This is a genomic window from Frateuria sp. YIM B11624, assembly GCF_049727805.1.
Lineage (GTDB): Bacteria > Pseudomonadota > Gammaproteobacteria > Xanthomonadales > Rhodanobacteraceae > Frateuria_A.
Genome location: NZ_JBCNYA010000032.1, coordinates 1 through 19,977 on the forward strand (window position 1 = coordinate 1; position 19,977 = coordinate 19,977).

The 19,977-nt window shown below is 70.5% G+C and carries 17 protein-coding genes and 3 pseudogenes; 9 read left to right on the forward strand and 11 right to left on the reverse strand.

The annotated features are described in order from the left end of the window. On the reverse strand, positions 1-290 hold a 290-nt coding region (locus tag AAIL17_RS14890), incomplete at its 3' end, for a tetratricopeptide repeat protein (RefSeq protein WP_424683641.1). A 67-nt stretch (positions 291-357) separates the two neighbouring features. Next, the gene (locus AAIL17_RS14895; protein WP_424683642.1) at positions 358-1,110 is read right to left on the reverse strand and encodes a GntR family transcriptional regulator; all 753 of its coding nucleotides are present in this window, start codon (positions 1,108-1,110) and stop codon (positions 358-360) included. A 160-nt stretch (positions 1,111-1,270) separates the two neighbouring features. Here AAIL17_RS14895 and zwf point away from each other — a divergent pair, with 160 nt between their 5' ends. The 4 genes from zwf to eda all read left to right on the forward strand — a co-directional run bounded on the left by zwf (position 1,271) and on the right by eda (position 6,041). After that, positions 1,271-2,737 carry a glucose-6-phosphate dehydrogenase gene (gene zwf / locus AAIL17_RS14900; protein WP_424683643.1) on the forward strand — a complete coding sequence of 489 codons (1,467 nt, stop codon included), beginning with the start codon at positions 1,271-1,273 and terminating at the stop codon, positions 2,735-2,737. A gap of 73 nt (positions 2,738-2,810) precedes the next feature. After that, positions 2,811-3,524: a 6-phosphogluconolactonase gene (gene pgl, locus AAIL17_RS14905; protein WP_424683644.1), complete on the forward strand. Its 714-nt coding sequence runs from the start codon at positions 2,811-2,813 to the stop codon at positions 3,522-3,524. 55 nt (positions 3,525-3,579) lie between these two features. Further along, entirely contained in the window at positions 3,580-5,397 is a 1,818-nt protein-coding gene (edd, locus tag AAIL17_RS14910) for a phosphogluconate dehydratase (RefSeq protein ID WP_424683645.1), read from the forward strand. After that, complete coding sequence (gene eda, locus AAIL17_RS14915) at positions 5,397-6,041, forward strand: bifunctional 4-hydroxy-2-oxoglutarate aldolase/2-dehydro-3-deoxy-phosphogluconate aldolase (protein WP_424683646.1); 645 nt, start codon at positions 5,397-5,399, stop codon at positions 6,039-6,041. The genes edd and eda overlap by 1 nt, the downstream gene beginning before the upstream one ends. Positions 6,042-6,552: 511 nt before the next feature. Here the strand turns inward: eda and AAIL17_RS14920 are convergent. The 3 genes from AAIL17_RS14920 to AAIL17_RS14930 are packed head-to-tail and all read right to left on the reverse strand — an operon-like array spanning position 6,553 to position 7,764. Continuing rightward, on the reverse strand, positions 6,553-6,861 hold the full coding sequence (locus AAIL17_RS14920; protein WP_424683647.1) for a DUF1272 domain-containing protein: 309 nt from the start codon (positions 6,859-6,861) through the stop codon (positions 6,553-6,555). Between the two features lie 25 nt (positions 6,862-6,886). Continuing rightward, on the reverse strand, positions 6,887-7,372 hold the full coding sequence (locus AAIL17_RS14925) for an N-acetyltransferase family protein (RefSeq protein WP_424683648.1): 486 nt from the start codon (positions 7,370-7,372) through the stop codon (positions 6,887-6,889). Then, a complete protein-coding gene (locus AAIL17_RS14930; RefSeq protein WP_424683649.1) occupies positions 7,372-7,764 on the reverse strand; it encodes a rhodanese-like domain-containing protein in 393 nt (130 codons plus the stop codon). The genes AAIL17_RS14925 and AAIL17_RS14930 overlap by 1 nt, the downstream gene beginning before the upstream one ends. 78 nt (positions 7,765-7,842) lie before the next feature. On the opposite strand from AAIL17_RS14930, the gene ftrA reads away from it, so the two are divergent. The 4 genes from ftrA (at position 7,843) to AAIL17_RS14950 (ending at position 11,890) form a co-directional block, all read left to right on the forward strand. Then, positions 7,843-8,859: a transcriptional regulator FtrA gene (gene ftrA, locus AAIL17_RS14935; protein ID WP_424683650.1), complete on the forward strand. Its 1,017-nt coding sequence runs from the start codon at positions 7,843-7,845 to the stop codon at positions 8,857-8,859. An 11-nt stretch (positions 8,860-8,870) separates the two neighbouring features. Beyond that, entirely contained in the window at positions 8,871-9,731 is an 861-nt protein-coding gene (locus AAIL17_RS14940; protein ID WP_424683651.1) for an EamA/RhaT family transporter, read from the forward strand. 108 nt (positions 9,732-9,839) lie between these two features. Then, positions 9,840-11,438 (forward strand): S10 family peptidase, encoded by a 1,599-nt coding sequence (locus tag AAIL17_RS14945; protein WP_424683652.1) that lies wholly within the window; start codon positions 9,840-9,842, stop codon positions 11,436-11,438. Positions 11,439-11,518: 80 nt separating this feature from the next. Continuing rightward, positions 11,519-11,890 carry a nuclear transport factor 2 family protein gene (locus AAIL17_RS14950; RefSeq protein ID WP_424683653.1) on the forward strand — a complete coding sequence of 124 codons (372 nt, stop codon included), beginning with the start codon at positions 11,519-11,521 and terminating at the stop codon, positions 11,888-11,890. 58 nt (positions 11,891-11,948) lie between these two features. Here AAIL17_RS14950 and AAIL17_RS14955 read toward each other — a convergent pair. The 3 pseudogenes from AAIL17_RS14955 to AAIL17_RS14965 all read right to left on the reverse strand — a co-directional run. Further along, positions 11,949-13,598, reverse strand: a pseudogene (locus AAIL17_RS14955) (Lhr family helicase); the annotation flags it as partial. 231 nt (positions 13,599-13,829) lie between these two features. Further along, positions 13,830-15,950, reverse strand: a pseudogene (locus tag AAIL17_RS14960) (DEAD/DEAH box helicase); the annotation flags it as partial. Positions 15,951-16,094: 144 nt separating this feature from the next. Next, positions 16,095-16,778: pseudogene (locus AAIL17_RS14965) on the reverse strand (DEAD/DEAH box helicase); the annotation flags it as partial. Between the two features lie 124 nt (positions 16,779-16,902). Between AAIL17_RS14965 and AAIL17_RS14970 the strand changes: the two are divergent. Beyond that, positions 16,903-17,766 carry a lysophospholipase gene (locus AAIL17_RS14970; RefSeq protein WP_424683654.1) on the forward strand — a complete coding sequence of 288 codons (864 nt, stop codon included), beginning with the start codon at positions 16,903-16,905 and terminating at the stop codon, positions 17,764-17,766. Between the two features lie 249 nt (positions 17,767-18,015). Here the strand turns inward: AAIL17_RS14970 and AAIL17_RS14975 are convergent, their stop codons facing one another. The 3 genes from AAIL17_RS14975 to AAIL17_RS14985 all read right to left on the reverse strand — a co-directional run bounded on the left by AAIL17_RS14975 (position 18,016) and on the right by AAIL17_RS14985 (position 19,976). Next, on the reverse strand, positions 18,016-18,573 hold the full coding sequence (locus AAIL17_RS14975) for a DUF4142 domain-containing protein (protein ID WP_424683655.1): 558 nt from the start codon (positions 18,571-18,573) through the stop codon (positions 18,016-18,018). 51 nt (positions 18,574-18,624) lie between these two features. Beyond that, a complete protein-coding gene (locus AAIL17_RS14980; protein WP_424683656.1) occupies positions 18,625-18,930 on the reverse strand; it encodes a KGG domain-containing protein in 306 nt (101 codons plus the stop codon). A gap of 329 nt (positions 18,931-19,259) precedes the next feature. Beyond that, positions 19,260-19,976 (reverse strand): hypothetical protein, encoded by a 717-nt coding sequence (locus AAIL17_RS14985; RefSeq protein ID WP_424683657.1) that lies wholly within the window; start codon positions 19,974-19,976, stop codon positions 19,260-19,262. Position 19,977 lies beyond the last annotated feature (1 nt).

The following is a 19,977-nucleotide window of genomic DNA, read 5'->3' on the forward strand; positions in this document are numbered from 1 at the left end:
GCGGCGACGATTTCGCCGCGCGCAACCAGATGCTGGACCAGGCTGAGGATGAGGGGAGCGTTCCTGGGCAGTCGGCGCATCGCCTCGAGCAATGGCCGCGTCGATGCCTGCAGGCGACCCTGCTGGAACAGGATGTCGGCCAGGTCGATGCTCGCGGCCAGGTCGTGCGGCGCCTGGCGCACGACCTGCTCCAGTGCGGCCTGCGCCTCGGGCAGTTGCCGTGCCTGCAGGTAGCTGCGCGCACGCGCGCGCCACTGCTCCAATGCCACCGGACCATTCGCTGGATTCATCCGCCCATACTAGCCTGCCGCGGGCGCCGCACGCGCCAGGCGCGGGGTACGCATCGGCGGGCAGCCGTCAATCCGTATGCAGTTCCGCCACGAAATCGTAGATGTCACCGCGATACCAGGAACTGGTGAACTCCACCACGCGGCCGTCGTCGAGGAAGCTGCGCCGCTCGATGCTCAGGCCGGCGCTGCCGGTGGCCACGTGCAGCAGGCGGGCGTGCTGGGCGCTCAGGGACACCGCGCGCAGGCGCTGCAGGGCGCGGCGGGGACGGGCGTTGCGCTGTTCCAGCGCCTCGTAGAGCGAATCGCGTACCGCCATCGGGTCGGGCAGCACGCTGGCCGGCACCACGCTGCGCTCGATCGCCAGCGGCTCGTCGCCGGCGTAGCGCACGCGATGCAGCCGCACCACGGCCGCGCCGGGCGACAGGTTCATCGCCATCGCCTCCTCCGGCGTCACCTCGCCGATGCCGCGCTCGAAGAACTCCGAGCGCGGGTTGAGCCCGCGCGCGCGCAGGTCCTCGGTGAAGCTGGTCAGCCGCGACATCGGCTTGACGATGCGCTCGGCGACGAAGGTGCCGGCGCCGTGGCGCTGGGTCAGCAGGCCCTCCTCGACCAGGCCCGCAATCGCCTTGCGCACGGTGACGCGCGAGAGGCCCAACGCCTGCGAGAGGTCGCGCTCGCTGGGCAGCGCCTGGCCCGGTTCGATGTCGCGGTGCTCGACCACGGTGCGGATCGCCCGGCGCAAGCGCAGGTAGGCCAGCGGCTGGCGCGTGTCCGGGCTTTCGCAGAGGCGGCGATATTCGGCGGCGAGCGCGGTCTCCATGCCGGAACGATACCAATCACGAACCATTTACGGCAAGCAGGCATGCAAACGTATGCATGGCGAACCTGCGGGGCTGCACCATCTGGTATTTCACTGGTACCATCGGCCGAGCCAAGGCGGATGGCACCCTCCGCCACCCCACGCACAATCGAGGTGAACCGTGACGGCTTCCCCCCTGCCCGTCGATCCGTTCGACCTGGTGATTTTCGGCGGCACCGGCGACCTGGCCCTGCGCAAGCTGCTGCCGGCGATGTTCCATCGTTTCGTCGACGGCCAGGTGCCCGCGGCCAGCCGGATCATCGGCGTGGCACGCGAAGGCCTGGACGACGCCGGCTACCGCGCCCTGGCGCGCGACGTGCTCGCCGAGGGCGGTGGCGCGAAGGACCGCATCGAAGCGTTCCTGCCGCTGCTGCACTACCTGCCGCTGGACGCGCGCAAGGACGAGGGCTGGGACGCCTTCGCCGCGCTGGTCAACGAGCAGCCCGAGCACATCCGCGTGTTCTACCTCTCGACCTCGCCGGAGCTGTTCGTCGACATCTGCAACCGGCTCGGCGCCCACGGCCTCAACGGACCGAACTCGCGCGTGGTGCTGGAGAAGCCGATCGGCCGCGACCTGGCCAGCGCGATGTGCATCATCGAGGCGGTCGGGCGGGTGTTCTCCGAGGCGCAGACCTTCCGCATCGACCATTACCTCGGCAAGGAAACGGTGCAGAACCTGCTGGCGCTGCGCTTCGGCAACGCGCTGTTCGAGCCGCTGTGGAACGCCGGCCACATCGACCACGTGCAGATCACCGTGGCCGAAACGCTCGGCCTGGGCCGTCGCGCCGGCTACTACGACCGTGCCGGCGCGCTGCGCGACATGGTGCAGAACCACATGCTGCAGTTGCTGTGCATGGTGGCGATGGAGCCGCCGGCCTCGCTCTCGCCCGACGCGGTGCGCGACGAGAAGCTCAAGGTGTTGCATGCGCTCAAGCCGGTTGACATGCGCAACGCGGCGCAACTGACCGTGCGCGGCCAGTACAAGGCCGGCGCCATCGACGGCGAGCGCGTGCCGGGCTACCTGGAGGAGCTGGACGACAACCATTCCAACACCGAGACCTTTGTTGCGCTGAAGGCCGAAATCGCCAACTGGCGCTGGGCCGGCGTGCCGTTCTATCTGCGCACGGGCAAGCGGCTGGCCACGCGCCTGTCCGAGATCGTGGTGGCGTTCAAGTCGGTGCCGCATTCGATCTTCGACGCCTCCGCCGGTCCGCTCGCGCACAACCGGCTGGTGCTGCGGCTGCAGCCGGACGAGGGCGTCAAGCTGTGGCTGACCATCAAGCACCCGGGCCCGGGCGGCCTGCGCCTGCGCCACGTACCGCTGGACATGAGCTTCGCCGAGGCCTTCGGCGTGCAGCAGCCCGATGCGTACGAGCGCCTGCTGCTGGACGTGGTGCGCGGCAATCCCACGCTGTTCATGCGTCGCGACGAGGTCGAGGCCGCCTGGCGCTGGATCGACCCGATCCTGGCCGCCTGGGGTTCGGCGGGCGAACCGCCACGGCCGTATGCGGCGGGAAGCTGGGGCCCGAGCGCGGCGGTGGCCCTGATCGAGCGCGACGGCCGTACCTGGAACGAGGACAGCGAGTAGCCGCACGTTCGCTTCACCTGGTCCCGCCAGCGTCTTGCCGACACTGTCGAACCCCTTCCACGCCAACCCGCCCATGACTCCTTCACCCGACCTGACCATTCACGAATTCGCCGACAGTCAGGCGCTCGCCACTGCCCTTGCCGGGCGTGTCGCCGAGGCTCTGCGTGCCGGGCTCGACGAACGCGGCTTCGCGTTGCTGGCCGTCTCCGGCGGGCGCACGCCGCTCGGCTTCTTCGAGCGGCTGTCGCAGGCGACGCTGGACTGGTCCAGGGTGCAGGTGACGCTGGTCGACGAGCGCTGGGTGGACGAACCCGACCCGCGCTCCAACGCGCGCCTGGTGCGCGAACACCTGTTGCGCCATGCCGCGGCCGCCGCGACGTTCGTGCCGCTCTACACCGGCGCGGCCAGTCCCGAGGAAGGCCAGGCCGAGGCGAGCCGGCGCGTGCACGCGCTGCCGCTGCCGTTCGACGCGGTGGTGCTGGGCATGGGTTTGGACGGCCATACGGCCTCCTTCTTTCCCAGCGGCGACCAGCTCGAGGCGGCGCTGGATCCAAACCTGCCCAGCGGCGCGCTGCCGATGCGCGCGCCCGATGCGGGCGAGCCGCGCATCACCCTGACCCTGCCCACCCTGCTTCAGACCCGCCAGCTGTTCCTGCACATCGAAGGCGAGGACAAGCGCCAGGTGCTGGCGCAGGCGCGCTCGGGCCAGGGTGAGGGCGCGCACTACCCGGTGCGCGCCGTGCTGGAACGCTCGCCGGTGTCGGTCGCCGTGTACTGGTGTCCTTAGAACGACTATCGATCGCCGGGCCCTCCGGTCCGCGATCCTCGTGGAGTGATCTGCAATGAGTCCGCTGCATCCCGTCGTCGCCGAAGTCACCGCGCGCATCGTCGAACGCAGCCGCGAGAGCCGCGCGGCCTATCTCGCGCGCATCGACGCGGCCGCCGGCGGCGACGGCCCGCATCGCATGCACCTGTCCTGCGGCAATCTCGCGCACGGCTTCGCCGGCTGCAGCGCGTCCGACAAGGCCGCGTTGCGCGAAGGCCGCACGCCGAACCTGGGCGTCGTCACCGCCTACAACGACATGCTTTCCGCGCACCGTCCCTACGAGCGCTACCCGGCGCTGATCCGCGACATCGCGCGGGAGCTCGGTGCCACCGCGCAGGTCGCCGGCGGCGTGCCGGCGATGTGCGACGGCATCACGCAGGGACGGGCCGGCATGGAGCTGTCGCTGTTCTCGCGCGACGTGATCGCCATGGCCACCGCCGTCGCGCTCTCGCACGACATGTTCGACGGCGGGCTGTACCTGGGCATCTGCGACAAGATCGTGCCGGGCCTCTTGATCGGCGCGCTCAGCTTCGGCCACCTGCCTGGCGCCTTCGTGCCGTCCGGTCCGATGCCCAGCGGCATCCCGAACGAACAGAAATCCAAGGTGCGCCAGGCCTACGCCGAAGGCAAGGCCAGCCGCGCCGAGCTGCTGGAGGCGGAGGCGGCGTCCTACCACAGCCCCGGCACCTGCACCTTCTACGGCACCGCCAACTCCAACCAGATGCTGATGGAGATCATGGGTCTGCAGTTGCCCGGATCCAGCTTCGTGACGCCGGATACGCCGCTGCGCGACGCGCTCACCCGCGCCGCGGTCGCGGCGGTGCTCGCCAACGCGGCGCCGGGCACGCGCGTGCCGCTGGGCCACATCGTCGACGAGCGGGCGATCGTCAACGGCGTGGTCGGCCTGCACGCCACCGGCGGCTCGACCAACCACCTGCTGCACCTGGTCGCGATGGCACGCGCCGCGGGCATCGTGCTGAGCTGGGACGATTTCGATGCACTGTCGTCGGTGGTGCCGCTGCTGGCGCGCGTGTATCCCAACGGCTACGCCGACGTGAACCAGTTCCACCAGGCCGGCGGCATGGCCTTCCTGATCGACCAACTGCTCGGTGCCGGCCTGCTGCATGCCGACGTGCAGACGCTGGCCGGCAAGGGCCTGGCGGCCTACACCCTCGTGCCCGAACTGGACGCCGCCGACCAGCTCGCGTGGCGGCCGGTCGACAAGGAAAGCGGCAACCGCGGCGTGCTGCGCGGCGCGCACGAGCCGTTCCGTGCCGACGGCGGCCTGCGCCTGCTCGACGGCAACCTCGGCCGCGCAGTGATCAAGGTGTCCGCGGTGCCCGACGACCGTCTCGTCATCGAAGCGCCGGCCGTCGTGTTCGACGACCAGGACGCGGTGCGGGGTGCGTTCGAGCGCGGCGAACTCAATCGCGATTTCGTAGCCGTGGTGCGCTTCCAGGGCCCGCAGGCGATCGGCATGCCGGAGCTGCACAAGCTCACGCCCACGCTCGCCGTGCTGCAGGACCGCGGCCACCGCATCGCGCTGGTCACCGACGGGCGCATGTCCGGCGCCTCCGGCCGCGTGCCGGCGGCGATCCACGTCACGCCGGAGGCGGCAGCGGGCGGCCCGCTCGCGCGCGTGCGCGATGGCGACCTGATCCGCCTGGATTGCGCCGGCGGCCGGCTGGAGCTGCTCGTCGACCCGGCCGAGTTCGCCGCGCGCATGCCCGACGCCGGCAACCAGGCCACCCACCAGGCGGGCACTGGCCGCGACCTGTTCGCGCTGTTCCGCCACAACGCCATGAACGCCGATCTCGGCGCCGGAGTGCTCTGATGAACCAGGCCGACAGGCAACAACAGATCGAACGCACGATGCGCCTGGCGCCGGTGATCCCGGTGGTGGTGATCGAGGACGCCCGTGCCGCCGTACCGATGGCCCGTGCGCTGGTCGCCGGCGGCGTGCCCGCGATCGAGGTGACCCTGCGCACGGCCGCGGCGCTGGAGGCCGTGCGTGCGATTGCATCGGAAGTCGAGGGCGCAGTGGTCGGTGTAGGCACGGTGCTGACCCAGGCCGACCTGCTTGCGGCCTATGAGGCCGGCGCGCGCTTCGCCGTGTCGCCCGGCGCGACGGCGCGGCTGCTGGATGCGGCCGAGGACATCCCGCTGCCGCTGCTGCCCGGCGCGGCCACCGCCAGCGAGGCGATGGCGCTGCTCGAGCGCGGCTACCGGCACCTGAAGTTCTTCCCGGCGGTGCCGGCCGGTGGCGCCAGGTTGCTTGCCGCCTGGGCCGGTCCGTTGCCGCAATTGCGTTTCTGTCCCACCGGCGGCATCAGTGCCGCCAGCGCGGTCGATTTTCTCGCGCTTCCCAATGTGTTGTGCGTCGGCGGCTCGTGGCTCACGCCTGCGGACAGGCTCGCCGCCGGCGACTGGGCCGGCATCGAGCAACTCGCCCGCGCGGCCGCGCACCTGCGCGCCTGACGCCGCCTTGTAGCCCTCTCCCCCTCGGGGAGAGGGTTGGGTGAGGGGCCGGGGCTCGTGGGGATATCCCGTTGCGGGCTAGCCTTGCTTGTCGTTCTTGCGCGGCGGTCTCCGCGACTTGGCTCGCCTGCCGCGGGCTTCCGATCGCCTGATGGCGCTCGGGGCACTTTTCTTTGCTGGCCCAAAGAAAAGTAACCAAAAGAAACGGCCTGCTCAGCCCGGGGTGACTAAAAAGCTAGGTGCCCTTGCGCCTTGCCGAGTACCTCTCTTGCTCTTAGAGGAGCTGCCGCCGCTATACCGCGGGCGCTCGGGAGTTGAGGCAAGGGAGGCATATCGGCTCGTGCGCGAGCAGTGCGCCGTTGAACGTGCCGAGGGCCGATGCCTGCAAGCGTGCCACGCTCTGCTCCCTCTCCCCTTCGGGGAGAGGGGGGGTGAGGGGTCGGGGCTCGCCGGAAACCTTGTCAGCTCCTCCGACACAGCGCGCGACGCACGACCAATTCTGATCCGCCGCTTACCGCTCCTGCGCCGGCAGCGAGCCGACGCGCGCCACGAGTTCCCGATGGATCGATCGATCCACCGGCCTGTACGTCACCGTCGCCGTCGCCGGATGGCGTCCGAGGAAGTTGCCGTTCTTCCAGTCGTGTGCCGGTCGCACCGGCCGTGGTACGAAGCCGCCGCCGCAGTTCGGGCAGACTCCTTCCAGCATCTGCTCGACACAATCGCGGCAGAAGGTGCACTCGAACGAACAGATGCACGCCTCGGTCGAGGCCGGCGGCAATGGCTTGTTGCAGTGTTCGCAGGTGGGTCGCAATTCGAGCATGGGTGGCTCCGGAGCGGTGGGGACATTATCGGCGCAACGATTGCGGCATGTCCGCGTCCAGTGGGAGCACGTAGCGCCGCTTGCGCAGTTCGCAGGCGCCCAGCCGCCGGTAGAAGCGCGCGGCCGCTGTGTTCCATTCCGGCGTCTGCCATTGCATCTGACGACATCCAGAGGCCCGCGCGAAGTCGTGCAGTGCCTGCCACAGCTGTCGGCCGATCGCACGGTTGCGCCAGTTCTCGCGCACGAAGAGGCAGTCCATGTGCAGGTAACGCGCGGCGGCCAGCGTGGAAAAATCCAGGCTGGCCGTCGCATAGCCCACAGCCTCGTCGCCGCACTCGGCAAGCCAGGCGTGCAGCAGTGTGGGTGTGCTGTCGAGCGCTGCGGTCAGGTCGGGAGCGGCATGGTCGAGCGCGTGGGGCAGGCGCTCGAAGGCGGCATGTTCGACGCACAGCGGCAGCAGGCGTGGCACGTCGGCGCCGCTGGCGCGGCGGACCCGCACGGCGGCGTCCATCAGCTGCGCTCGAGGCCGAAGCCTTCGTCCAGCCAGCCAGTGAGTCCGCCGATCATCTCCTTCACCGGCCGGCCCAGCCGCGCCAGCTTGAGCGCGGCCTTGTTGGCGCCGTTGCAATGCGGCCCGGCGCAATAGACCACGAACAGCGTCTCCGGCGGGTATTCGGCCAGCCGCTGCTCGCCGATCGTGCGCACCGGCAGGTTGAGCGCGCCGGGGACATGGCCGGCGGCGAACAGCGTGGGCGTGCGCACGTCGAGCAGCACGAAATCCTTCTCCTCGTGCCGGCTGGCGTACCAGACGTCGGCGCAGTCTGTCTCGAAGGACAGGCGTGCCTGGAAGTGCGCCACGGCTTCGGTGGCGGGGGCGGCGGGGGTGTGGCTGACGACGCTCATGGCGGGGCTCCATGGTGGGGTGGCCGGCAGTGTGCGCACTGGCGGCGTACGCGGCCATTGGCGAGAATGACCAGCATCATGAAAAAACCGCCAAAGCGTTCCGCGCGCGTCGAGCCGCCGGACAACCCGCGCGTGGTGGCGCTGGCCTACGACGGCCTGTGCACCTTCGAGTTCGGCATCGCGGTGGAGATGTTCGGCCTGCCGCGCCCCGAGCTGCCGGGCTGGTACGACTTCCGCGTGTGCGCGGTGGAGCGCGGACCGCTGCGTGCCGCCGGCGGCCTGACGGTGCGGGCCGATGGCGGGCTGGAGACGCTGGCCGATGCCGGCACGGTGATCGTGCCCGGCTGGCGCGGTGTCGACGCGGCGCCGCCGCCGTCGCTGCTAGCTGCGCTGCGCGCTGCACATGCACGTGGCGCGCGGCTGCTGTCGTTCTGCTCGGGCGTGTTCGTGCTGGCCGCCACCGGCCTGCTCGATGGCCGCCGCGCGACCACGCACTGGCGCTATGCCGCCGCGCTCGCAGCGCGCCATCCGCGCATCCGCGTGGAACCGGACGTGCTCTACGTCGATGAAGGCACGCTGCTGACCTCTGCCGGCAGCGCGGCGGCGCTGGACCTGTCGCTGCACGTGATCCGCCGTGACTACGGCCCGCAGGTCGCCAACCAGGTGGCGCGCCGCGCGGTGGTGCCGGCGCACCGCGACGGTGGCCAGGCGCAGTTCATTCCCTCGCCGCTGCCCGAGCACGGCGAGTCGCTGGGCACGCTGCTGGAATGGATGCGCCGCCACCTCGACCGGGCCTTGCCGCTTGCCGAGCTGGCCGCACGCGCCCGCACCAGCGAACGCACCCTGCTGCGCCGCTTCGAGGCGGCCACCGGCCGCACGCCGCGGCAATGGCTGATCGAGGAGCGGCTGGCGCGTGCGCGCGAACTGCTCGAAGGCAGCCGCCTGAACGTCGAGCAGATCGCCGATCGCTGCGGCTACGGCCACGCCGACAGCCTGCGCCACCATTTCCGCCGCGCGCTGGGCTTGAGTCCGATGCGCTATCGCGAACGCTTCGGCCATCGCACGCCCTCGCCGCGCCACGCCGTGCGACCCTGACGGAGACAACGATGGTTTTCCTGCTGCTTGCTGCGATCTGCAGCGTGCTGGTTTCGGTGCTGCTCAAGCTGGCCCGCCGCCTGGACGTCGACGTGGGCCAGGCGATCGCCTGGAACTACGTGGTGGCTGCCGGCGCGAGCGCGCTGGCGTTCGCCCCGGCGCCGGCGGCGCTCGAGGCGGCGACGGCGGCCTGGCCGGCCCTGCTGGGATTGGGCGTGCTGCTGCCGACCATCTTCCTGGCGCTGGCCGCCTCGGTACGCCACGCGGGTATCGTGCGTTCGGACGTGGCGCAGCGGCTGTCGCTGCTGATCTCGCTGCTGGCCGCCTTCATGCTGTTCGGTGAACCGCCGAGCGCCATCAAGGGCATCGGTATCGCCCTCGGGTTTGCCGCGCTGGCGGGGCTCATCTGGCGACCGGCCGCGGGCGCCGCACGGGAGGCCGGAGCCGGCCGCTGGACCTTCCCGCTGCTGGTGTTCCTCGGCTTCGGCGTGATCGACGTGCTGTTCAAGCGCGTCGCCCAGGCCGGCGTGCCGCTGGGCGCGGCGCTGCTTTCGATGTTTGTGCTGGCCTTGCTGGTCTCGCTGGTGCTGCAGGGCTGGCGGCTGGCGCGCGGCCAGGCACGCCTGGAGGTCCGCAGCCTGGCGGCGGGCCTGCTGCTCGGGCTGCTCAACTTCGGCAACATCCTGTTCTACCTGCGTGCGCACCAGGCGCTGCCGGGACGCCCGGCGCTGGTGTTCGCGGGGATGAACCTGGGCGTGGTGGCGCTCGGCATGCTGGCGGGGCTGGCGGTGTTCCGCGAGCGGCTGTCGCGCTTCAACCTGGCCGGCCTGGCGCTGGCGGTGCTGGCGATCGCCCTGCTGGCCAGCGGCTAGCTTGCCGATCGACGGTCCGGCGCTGCCGGCGGCGTGACTTCTGGGGTATGAACAGGCACGGGGCACTGCCTATGCTGGGCGCTTCCGTCTGTGCCGCGAGGTCGTCCCATGCGCAAGCTCCCCCTGGTCGCGGCGATGGCCGCGTTGCTGCTGGCCCCCGGCGCCTTCGCCGCGGACAAGGACAAGGCGGCTGCGGGCAAGGACAAGCCCGACGCCGCACTGGTCAAGCCGCACAGCGCCGAGAGCAGCGGTTCGGTGAGCGTCGAGGGCAAGCGCATCGACTACAAGGCGGTGGCCGGCACGCTGGTGCTGCACGAGCACGGCGACGACAGCGACGATCCCACCGTGAGCATGTTCTACACCGCCTACTTCAAGCAGGGCGCAGAGCCGGCACGGCGACCGATCACCTTCATCTACAACGGCGGCCCGGGCTCGGCCACCGTGTGGCTGCACATGGGCGCGTTCGGCCCGAAGCGCGTGGTCACCAGCGACGACAGCCACACGCCGGCGGCGCCCTACGGCCTGGTCAACAACGACTACAGCCTGCTGGATGCCTCCGACCTGGTGTTCATCGACGCGCCCGGCGCCGGCTTCTCGCGCCTGATCGCCGACGAGAAGGACAAGGCCAAGCGCGACGAGCAGATGGACAAGCGCAAGAAGGCGGTCTATGGCGTCGATGGCGACGGCAAGGCCTTCGCGCAGTTCGTCACCCGCTTCCTTTCCAAATACGGGCGCTGGAATTCGCCCAAGTACCTGTTCGGCGAAAGCTACGGCACCACGCGCTCGGCGGTGCTGGCGAACATCCTGGAGAACGATGACAGCGTCGATCTGAACGGCGTGATTCTGCTCTCGCAGATCCTTTCTTTCGATACCAGCATCGACGGTCCCGAATTCAACCCGGGCGTCGACATGCCCTATGCGCTGGCGCTGCCGACCTTCGCCGCCACCGCGTACTACCACCACAAACTGCCGCAGCCGCCGGCGCAGCTGGAGCCGTTCCTGCGCGAAGTCGAGCAGTACGCGCTGGGCGACTATGCCAGCGCACTGATGCAGGGCGCGCATCTGGATGACGCCCGCAAGCGCGCGGTGGCCGAGAAGCTGCACCAGTACACCGGCCTGCCGGTCGACTACCTGCTCAAGGCCAACCTGCGCGTCACTGGCGGCATGTTCGAGCACGAGCTGCAGTTCGACGGCGACCTCACCACCGGCCGCCTGGACAGCCGCTTCTCCGGTCCCGCGCTCGATCCGCTGGCGAAGGATTCGGAGTACGACCCGCAGTCCTCGGCGATCAGCTCGGCCTACGTCTCGGCCTTCAACGATTACGTGCGGCGCCAGCTCAAGTTCGGCGAGGGCATGCAGTACCGGCTGTTCGCCGACATCGACCACTGGGACTTCTCGCACAAGGCGCCAGGCGTGCACGGCGAGGCGCTGCAGCAGTCGACCAACGTGATGCCGGACCTGGCCATGGCGATGAAGACCAATCCGGACCTCAAAGTGTTCCTGAACGGTGGCTACTACGACCTGGCCACGCCCTACTTCGCGGCCGAATACGAGATGAGCCACCTGCCGATTCCGGCCTCGCTGCAGAAGAACATCTCCTACGCCTGGTACCCGTCCGGACACATGGTCTACGCGCACGAGGACTCGCTGAAGCAATTGCACGACAACGTGGCGCGGTTCATCGGCGAGACCGACAACGTGAAGTGAGCTGGCCGGCCCTCTCCGGCGGGAGAGGGCCGGCCGGCGCCCGCTTGCTATGCTCCCGGCGTCTCCTCCGGTGAACTCCCATGCGCGCCCTGATCGACCGCTACATCGACGCCTACAACCGCCTGGACGTCGACGGCATGCTGGCCACGCTGCATCCGCAGGTCACCTTCGAGAACGTCACCGCAGGCGTCACCACGGTGCGCACGCAGGGCATCGAGGAGTTCCGCCGGCTGGCGCAGAGCACGCTGCCGTTGTTCGCACGCCGCCGGCAGACAGTCACCCGCTACGCCGAAAGCAACGGCGTGGCGCAGGTGGGGATCGCCTTCGAAGGCGTGTTCGCGCTGGACCTGCCCAACGGTGCCCGCGCCGGGCAGGCGATCGCGCTGGACGGGCGCAGCGAGTTCCGCGTGCACGACGGGCTGCTGATCCACATCGCCGACATCAGCGACTGAGCGCGGTAATCGCCGGGTGGGGCTTCAGCCCCACTATCCCGCACCCTACGAAAGCGTGTCAGCTTGCCGCCAGGCCGATCCCGTGCGGCTCACCGCCCGGACGGCGCAGCAGCGCGTTGCGCCAGCGCTGCTGGGTGGCGCCGTCGGCCTCCTGCAGGAACTGCGGCTTGTTCGCCACCAGCGCGGCCACCGGCACGCCGTCTTCGTACAGCACGCGGGTGCCGGCCAGCGCGGGCAGCCTGTCGCCGGCGAGCACCGTACCGACCAGGTTGAGCGGGTCGCTGCCGCTGACGCAGACCAACTGCTGCGAGAGCGGTCGCTGGCGCACCGCGCGCAGCGCGCCGATCGCCTCGGGCAGCGCGAACTGCTCGCCGACCAGGCCCTCGACGAAGCGGCCGCCGCGGATCTCGCCGCGCGCTTCCAGCCGGTGATAGACGCGCAGCAGCTCGCGCCAGGAGGGCAGCCAGGGGGCCTCGCGCTCGAGCAGCTTCCAGAAGACGACGCCGTAGCGGCGAAGCAGGACACGCGCAACGTGTTCTGCTTCATCTGATTCAAGCCGGCGCGAAGCGCCACGTTCGCCTCCTCTCCCCCGGCTCTCATCAGGGATGGGGGAGAGGATTGAGGTGAGGGGGCGATCTTGCGGGGGAGCCCCTGCGGAGTTCCCCGCGAGCCCCGGCTCCTCATCCGACCCCTTCGGGGCCACCTTCTCCCCGGAGGGGAGAAGGGAAGAGCGGCTTAGCGACCAGCGGCCGGCATCCTCGATCTCGCTCAGTGCATGCCGGCGCGCGCGCCGGTGCGGGCGTGAATCGCGCTTGGCCGCGGGCAGCAGCAGGGCGCGCAGGCCGGCGAAGCTGTCGGCGCTGACGCGGCCGGCGGCGACCAGCTCGCCGAGCGCATTCTCCAGTTCCGTGCGCAGCAGGCGCGTGGCGTCCAGCAATTCATCGAAGAACAGCGCGCCGTGCGACGCCAGGGCGTCGGCGACCGCCTGCGCGCGCGAGGAAAGCAGCGCTTCCTGCGGCTGTCCGTCCGCGGCCATGGACGTCCAGATGGCCATCTGCCGGCGCGGCAGCAACACGATCGGCGTGGCGCGCACCGGACCGGCGCTGCCGCCGCCGGCGCGCAGGCGGTTCCAGCCGAAGCGGCCGGCGCGGCACAGCTCGTCCAGCCAGCGGCTGGCGTAGTCGCTCACGCGCGCGGGCAGCAGCTCGCTTTCCCAGGCGCCGGCGGCGGCCTCGTAGCCCTCGAGCTGGTGCAGCGTGGCGATCAGGCCGTCGGGACCTTCCAGCCGCGTGTCCGGGGACAGATGCTGCCAGTCGGCGAAGAAGCGCAGCAGGTCGCGACGGCTGACCGGCTCGATCTCGCGGCGCAGCCGGCCGATGGTGTAGCGGTGGATGCGCGCGAGCAGGTGGCGCTCGCACCATTCGATGGCGGGCGCATCGGGGGTGAAGCGGCCCTGCATGACGTAGCCTTCGGACTGCAGGCGCAGCAGGGCGGGTTCGATGTCGGCCGGATCGACCGCGAGCGAGGCGGCGAGCCTGTCCACGGTGACTGGACCCAGGCCGCCGAGGCGGCGGCGAACCAGCTCGAGCAGGGCGTCGTCGCGAGTCCAGGCCTGCGCGGCGTAGTCGGGCGGGGCGCTGATCGGCGGTCGCAGCGTGGCGTCCGCATGGATGGCTAGCCACAGCGGCAGCAGTTCGGCTGCTACCCACGCGCCCTCGTTCCTTCTCCCCTCCGGGGAGAAGGTGGCCCCGCAGGGGTCGGATGAGGGGCCGGGGCTCGCGGGAAGGTTTGATGGAAGTTCAGCGCAAGATTGGCCCCTCACCTCAATCCTCTCCCCACAGGGGAGAGGAAGCGAACGTGGCGCTTCGCGCTGCTTTGATTCGATTGAAGCGCCCTCACCCCAACCCTCTCCCCGGAGGGGGGAGGGTTGGGGTGAGGCAAGCGCCAGGCATGTTGCGCGATGATGCCTGGCGAGCGCCTCCAGGCGCTCCTGCCAGCCGGTGTTGGCGTGCACTTCGTTGCCGGTGACGAACCCCAGCAAGGTCAGCGCCTCGTGCATCTCGTCGCCGCTGCGCACCTGCGGCCAGGCTTCCTCGCATACCGCGGCGATCGCCTCGGGGTCGAGCCGGCCCAGGTCGTCCGCGTCCTCGGCGTTCCAGCGGCGGTTCTGTACCGCCTGCGTGCGGCGCTCCTCCAGCGGCGCGTCGTCGAGGTAGGCGTAGGGCGCGGCGGTGAGCACTTCCGAGGCGAGCGGACTGGGGCCGGTGAGGTCGCGCGCGACCACCTTGATGGCACCCGTCTCGAAGCCACGCAGGATGCGCAGCAGGCCGTCCACGTCCATCGCCTCGCGCAGGCAGTCGTGCAGGGTCTGGTTGACCAGCGGGTGATCGGGAATCTGCCGCTCGCCGACGATGTTCTCCAGGCAGGCGACCTGGTCGGGGAACACGGTGGCGAGCAGGTCCTCGCTCTTCATGCGCTGGATCTGCGGCGGCGTCTTCTTGCCGCCGGTGTAGCGCGGCAGCGCCAGCGCGGTGACCGCGTTCCAGCGCCAGCGCGCGGGGAACAGCGGCGCATCCAGCAGCGCCTGCACCAGCACGTGCTCGGCGGAGTTCGAGTGCAGGTAGCGTGACACTTCCTCCAGCGGGAAGCTGTGGCTGGTCGAGAGCGACAGCACGATCGCGTCCTCGGTCGCCGCCGCCTGCAGCTCGAAGTTGAACTGGCGGCAGAAGCGCTTGCGCAACGCCAGGCCCCAGGCGCGGTTGATGCGGCTGCCGAAGGGCGTGTGGATCACCAATTGGGTGCCGCCGGATTCGTCGAAGAAGCGCTCGAACACGATCGTGTGCTGGGTCGGCAGCACGCCGAGCGCGACCTTGGCACGGTGCAGGTAGTCGGCAAGTTGCTGCGCGGCCGCCTCGCCCATCGCGAGCGTCGAGCGCAACCAGGCCACCGCCGCGGCGACACCTCCGGCGTCCAGGATTTCGGCGATCTCCTCGCGCAGGCGCGCCACGCCAAACGACAGCTCGTCGCTTCGCCCCGGCGCCTCGCCAAGCCAGAACGGGATGCTCGGCGGCGCGCCGTGCGCATCCTCCACGCGCAGGCGGTCGCGTTCCACGCGCAGGATGCGGTAGCTGGTGTTGCCCAGCTGGAACACGTCGCCGGCCAGGCTCTCGACCGCAAAGTCCTCGTTGACCGAGCCGACGATGGTCGATTGCGGCTCCAGCACCACCAGATAATCGGCGGTGTCCGGAATGGTGCCGCCGGAGGTCACCGCGGTCAGCCGCGCGTTGCGCCTGGCGCGCAGCTGCCGGTGCACGGCGTCGCGATGGATATAGGCCGCACGTGCGCCGCGGCGCGTGCTGAAACCCTCGGCCAGCATGCGCACGATGGCGTCGAACTGCTCGCGCGGCAGTTCGCGGTAGGGATGCGCGCCGCGCACCAGCGCGTACAGCGCGTCCTCGTCCCATTCCTGGCAGGCGACCTCGGCGACGATTTGCTGGGCCAGCACGTCCAGCGGCTGCACCGGCTGCACCAGCGCATCGAGTTCGCCGCGACGCACGCAATCCAGCAGCGCAGCGCATTCGAGCAGGTCGTCGCGGCTGGTCGGGAACAATCGCGCCTTGGGCGTGCCGTTGACCGCATGGCCGGAGCGGCCGGCGCGTTGCAGGAAGGCGGCGATCGAGCGCGGCGAGGCGAGCTGGCAGACCAGGTCGACGTCGCCGATGTCGATGCCCAGTTCCAGCGAGGCAGTGGCCACCAGCAGCTTCAGCTCGCCGCGCTTGAGGCGCTGCTCGGCATCGAGCCGCAGTTCCTTGGCCAGGCTGCCGTGGTGCGCGGCCACCGCCTCCCTGCCCAGCCGCTCGGCCAGGTGGCGCGCGGCGCGCTCGGCCATGCGGCGGGTGTTGACGAACACCAGCGTGGTGCGGTGCTCGCGGGCGAGCTGGGCGAGGCGGTCGTAGACGGTGTCCCAGGTGTCGTTGGACATCACCGCTTCGAGCGGGACGGGCGGGACTTCGATGGCGAGGTCGCGCGGGCGGGTGTGGCCTACGTCGACGATGGTGCAGCCAGACTGTTCCTTCTCCCCTCCGGGGAGAAGGTGGCCCGAAGGGTCGGATGAGGGGCTGGGGCTTGCGGGAAGCTCACCTGGAGAAGTTCCAAGCAAGAGCCGCCCCTCACCCCAACCCTCTCCCCCATCCTTTATAAGGGACGGGGGAGAGGGAGCCTGGCTCCGTGCACCGACCAGAAACCTCGCCACCTCTTCAATCGGCTTCTGCGTCGCCGACAACCCGATCCGCTGCAGCGGCCGCTGGCACAACGACTCCAGCCGCTCCAGCGACAGTGCCAGGTGCGTACCGCGCTTGGAATTGGCCAGCGCGTGGATCTCGTCCACGATCACCGCACGCGTGCTCTTGAGCATCGCGCGCCCGGAAGCCGAGCCCAGCAGCACGTACAGCGACTCGGGTGTAGTGACCAGGATGTGCGGGCTGACCTTGCGCATCAGCGCGCGCTCGGCCTGCGGCGTGTCGCCGGTGCGCACGGCGGTGCGGATCGCCACGTCGGGCAGGCCTTCGGCCTCCAGTTCGGCGCGGATGCCTTCCAGGGGCGCTTCCAGGTTGATGTGGATGTCGTTGGACAGCGCCTTCAGCGGCGACACGTAGACCACCCGCGTCTCGTCCGGCAGCGCGCCACCGTGCGCCACGCCTTCGCGCACCAGCGCGTCGATGGCGGCGAGGAAGGCGGTCAGCGTCTTGCCCGAGCCGGTCGGTGCCGCCACCAGCGTGTGCCGGCCGGCATGGATGTTCGGCCACGCGTCCGCCTGCGCCGCCGTGGGCGCGGGGAAGCTGCGCTGGAACCAGCGCGCGACGGCGGGGTGGAAGTGTTCGAGCGGCATGGCGGCTGGAGGCGTCGGGTGCGGCGTCAGCCGATGATATAGGGGCGCCCGTCTCATACTTCGAGCCTGTTCAGCAGGCCGCCGCCCGGCTAGGTTAGGCGCGGGTGAACGGCAAGGCAGGCGCGTGGACGCTGTACGGACAAGCGAGGGCAGGCTCGACTGGCTGACCCTGGCCGATGGCGGGCGTTTGTGCCTGCACGACTGGCCACGGGCCGGCGCGGACGCCGGCGTGTTGCTCGTGCATGGCCTGGGCGAGCATGCCGGTCGCTACGGAGTACTGGCCGCGTGGTTCAACGCGCGCGGCTACGCGGTGCGCGGCTACGACCAGCGCGGCCATGGCCGGTCGCCGGGCCGGCGAGGCGCCTTGTCGAGGCCGCTCGAACTGCTCGACGACCTTGCCGGCGTCTATCGCCACTTCGCCGCCACGCTGGCCGCGCCGCCGTTGCTGCTGGGCCACAGCATGGGCGGCCTGGTCGCGCTGCGCGCGGTGCTGGACGGCTACGTGGCACCGCGCGCGATGGTGCTTTCCTCGCCGGCGCTGCGCACCTGGACGTCGGCATGGGAGCAGGCGCTGGCGCGGCGGCTTGCGCCCGTGCTGCCGAACCTGCCGCTGCGCAGCGGCCTGCCCTTCGAGGCGCTTTCGCACGAGGCGGCGGTGGTCGCGGCCTACCGGCACGACCCGCTGCGCTCGGGCTGGATCACGCCGCGGCTGGCGCGCTTCATCTTCGAAAGCGGCCCGCACTGCATCGCGCGCGCTGCGCAGCTGGCGGTGCCCAGCCTGCTGCTGGTGGCCGGCGCCGACCGCCTGGTCGATGCGGATGGCAGCCGTGCCTTCGCCGCGGCGGCGCAGGCCAGCGGCGCGCTGGCCACGCGGGTGTTCGACGGGCTGTACCACGAACTGTTCAACGAAGCGGAGCCGGCGCGCAGCGAGGTGTTGGCGCAACTGGGGATGTGGCTGGAACACCGCGGATTGCGCCCGGGCACGTAGGTCGGGCTTTCAGCCCACCTGCCCCGCCTCGCGGCTGGCAAGCGGGGCTGAAGCCCACTTACGGATCAGGAGGGCCGGTCCCTCGATGCGTCCTTCGGTTCGCACGGCGAGTGGCCGCAACCGCACGGTCCATTGGCCGGCTCGTTCACCGTCTGGCGGCAGTGATCAGAGCAATAGGTGTCGCCGACCGGCACGCTGCAGCGGCAGGCCGGGTGGGCACAGCGCTGGCTGGCGGTGGCGTTCATGGCATCAGTGCGCGCCGCCGGCGATCTGCTCGGCCATCTGCAGGTGCTGCTTGAGTGCCGGCAGGGTGGTGCTGGCGAACTGCTTCAGGTCGGCATCGCTGCCGTTCTGGCTCTCCATCCCGAACAGCTTGATCGCCTCGCGGTGGTCCTTGACCATCGCCTGCGCATAGGCCTGGTCGAAGCTGGCGCCGCTCAGCGTGTTCAGGTGCGCGGCCTCCTGCTTCTGCATCGGCATCGGCGCAGTGGGCAGGGTGACCTGCTTGCGCTGGGCGATGCTCATCAGCTGGTCGTTCGCCTTGGTGTGGTCGTCGATGATGCGCTGGGCCAGTTGCTTGACCTGGGTGGACGAGCCCTTGTCCAGCGCGATCTGGCCGGCCTGGATCTCCGCCAGGCTGGCGGCTGCGGCCTCGCGCATGAACATCGCGTCGTGGTTGCCTTGGGTCATGCCGTGACTGCCGTTCCGGCTGCTGCCGTCGCTGGCACTGCTCTGCGCGAACGCAGCGCAGGGCAGGCTGGCCAGCAGCAGCGCGCCCAACAGCAGGCCGTTGCGTCGTGGGTTCATGTCGGTTTCCTCGTGGGTGGTTTGCGCTGCCGGCGCCGGGCTGCCGCCCGGTCAGTCCTCCTCCTCGTTCTTCTGCTCCTGCCGGCCACCCTTGGCCTGCTGCGCACCCTCGTTGCGCCGGCCGTGGCTCGCCTCGCCGCCCTTGCGGCCGATCGCGGCCATGTGTTCGCGATTGGAGCTGACCGCCTCGCCGCCCTTCTGGCCGGCGCGACGCGCTTCCTCGGAGGTGAACTGGTGGGCGTGGCCGCTGGCGTGCGCCGCACGGCCGCCTTCGCTGGCGATCTCGCGCTGGCGCTCTTCGTCCATGCTGGCGAAGCCGCGCTTGCTGGTGCCGCTGCCTGGATTCTTGGTGGACATGTCGGTGCTCTCTTGTTCCGTTCTGGGGACGTCGAGCAGGGGCCCGACGGCACGCCGCGTTGCGCGGCGGCTGCCGTGTGGTCGCAACATCCATGCCAGTCGAAAGTGCGCCGAACGCCGCCGTTACGCGTGCAACGTCTTCGACAAGACGGATGCTGTCGTGCCTGCTCGGAAGCGGTCGCGGCAAAACTACAAAGCCGCTTGGAAAAAGTGCCGGAGCGGGCAGCTAGCCGCGGTGACGGCGGCGTGGAGCGCGACTAGACGTTTGCGGAAGGAAGTGCGCGAGCGACGCTGTCGCGTCCGCTTTGCGGTGGACGCCTGCGGGAACGCTAGTTGAGTTCGGAGTGGTGCAGGGTCGGCTGGTCGGCGAGCAGGCGACGGGCGAGCTCGGCGCAGCGCAGACAGCCGTGGCCGATCTGGTTGAGCAGCGCCAGCACGTTGGCGTGCTCCTTGCGCTCGAGCATCAGCGCGGCCAGGTCCGTGCGCATCAGGATCACGTTGAGCGCGTTGTTGATCGCATCGACCACCGGCACCGGATCGGCGTTCTGTTCCTGTTCGATCGCCTCGCGCCGTTCGCGCTGCAGCAGCACGGCGAGCCAGGCGCCGACGTGCGCCAGCGCGGCGCGCTCCTCGGCATCGAGCATGCGCGGGCGGTACAGCGCCAGGCCCAGCGCGGCGGCCGGACGGCGCGCGCGCCGGCACGGCAGGGCGATCGCGCGCAAGCGGGCGCTGCCGTTGCGCTCGCGCGCGTCGGAGCGTTCCACGGTCAGCGCCGAGCGCAGCGACTGCATCGCCACCTGCCCGGCCAGCGCGCGCGCGTCGCGGCGCGAGGCCGGCGGCGGCGGCAGCTGCCAGCAGTAACGGCCCTGTCCGGTGGGGCGGTGCGGCGCCACCAGCAGGCAGACTTCGGCGTGCCACTGCAGGCTGACGTGCTGCAACAGACGGCCGATCGCCTGCTCCGCGGAGGAGGCATCGAGCGCTTGCAACGTGGTCGGCAGCGGCAGGGGGATGGGGGTGATGGCTGAGCTTGCCGGTCGTGCGTTCATT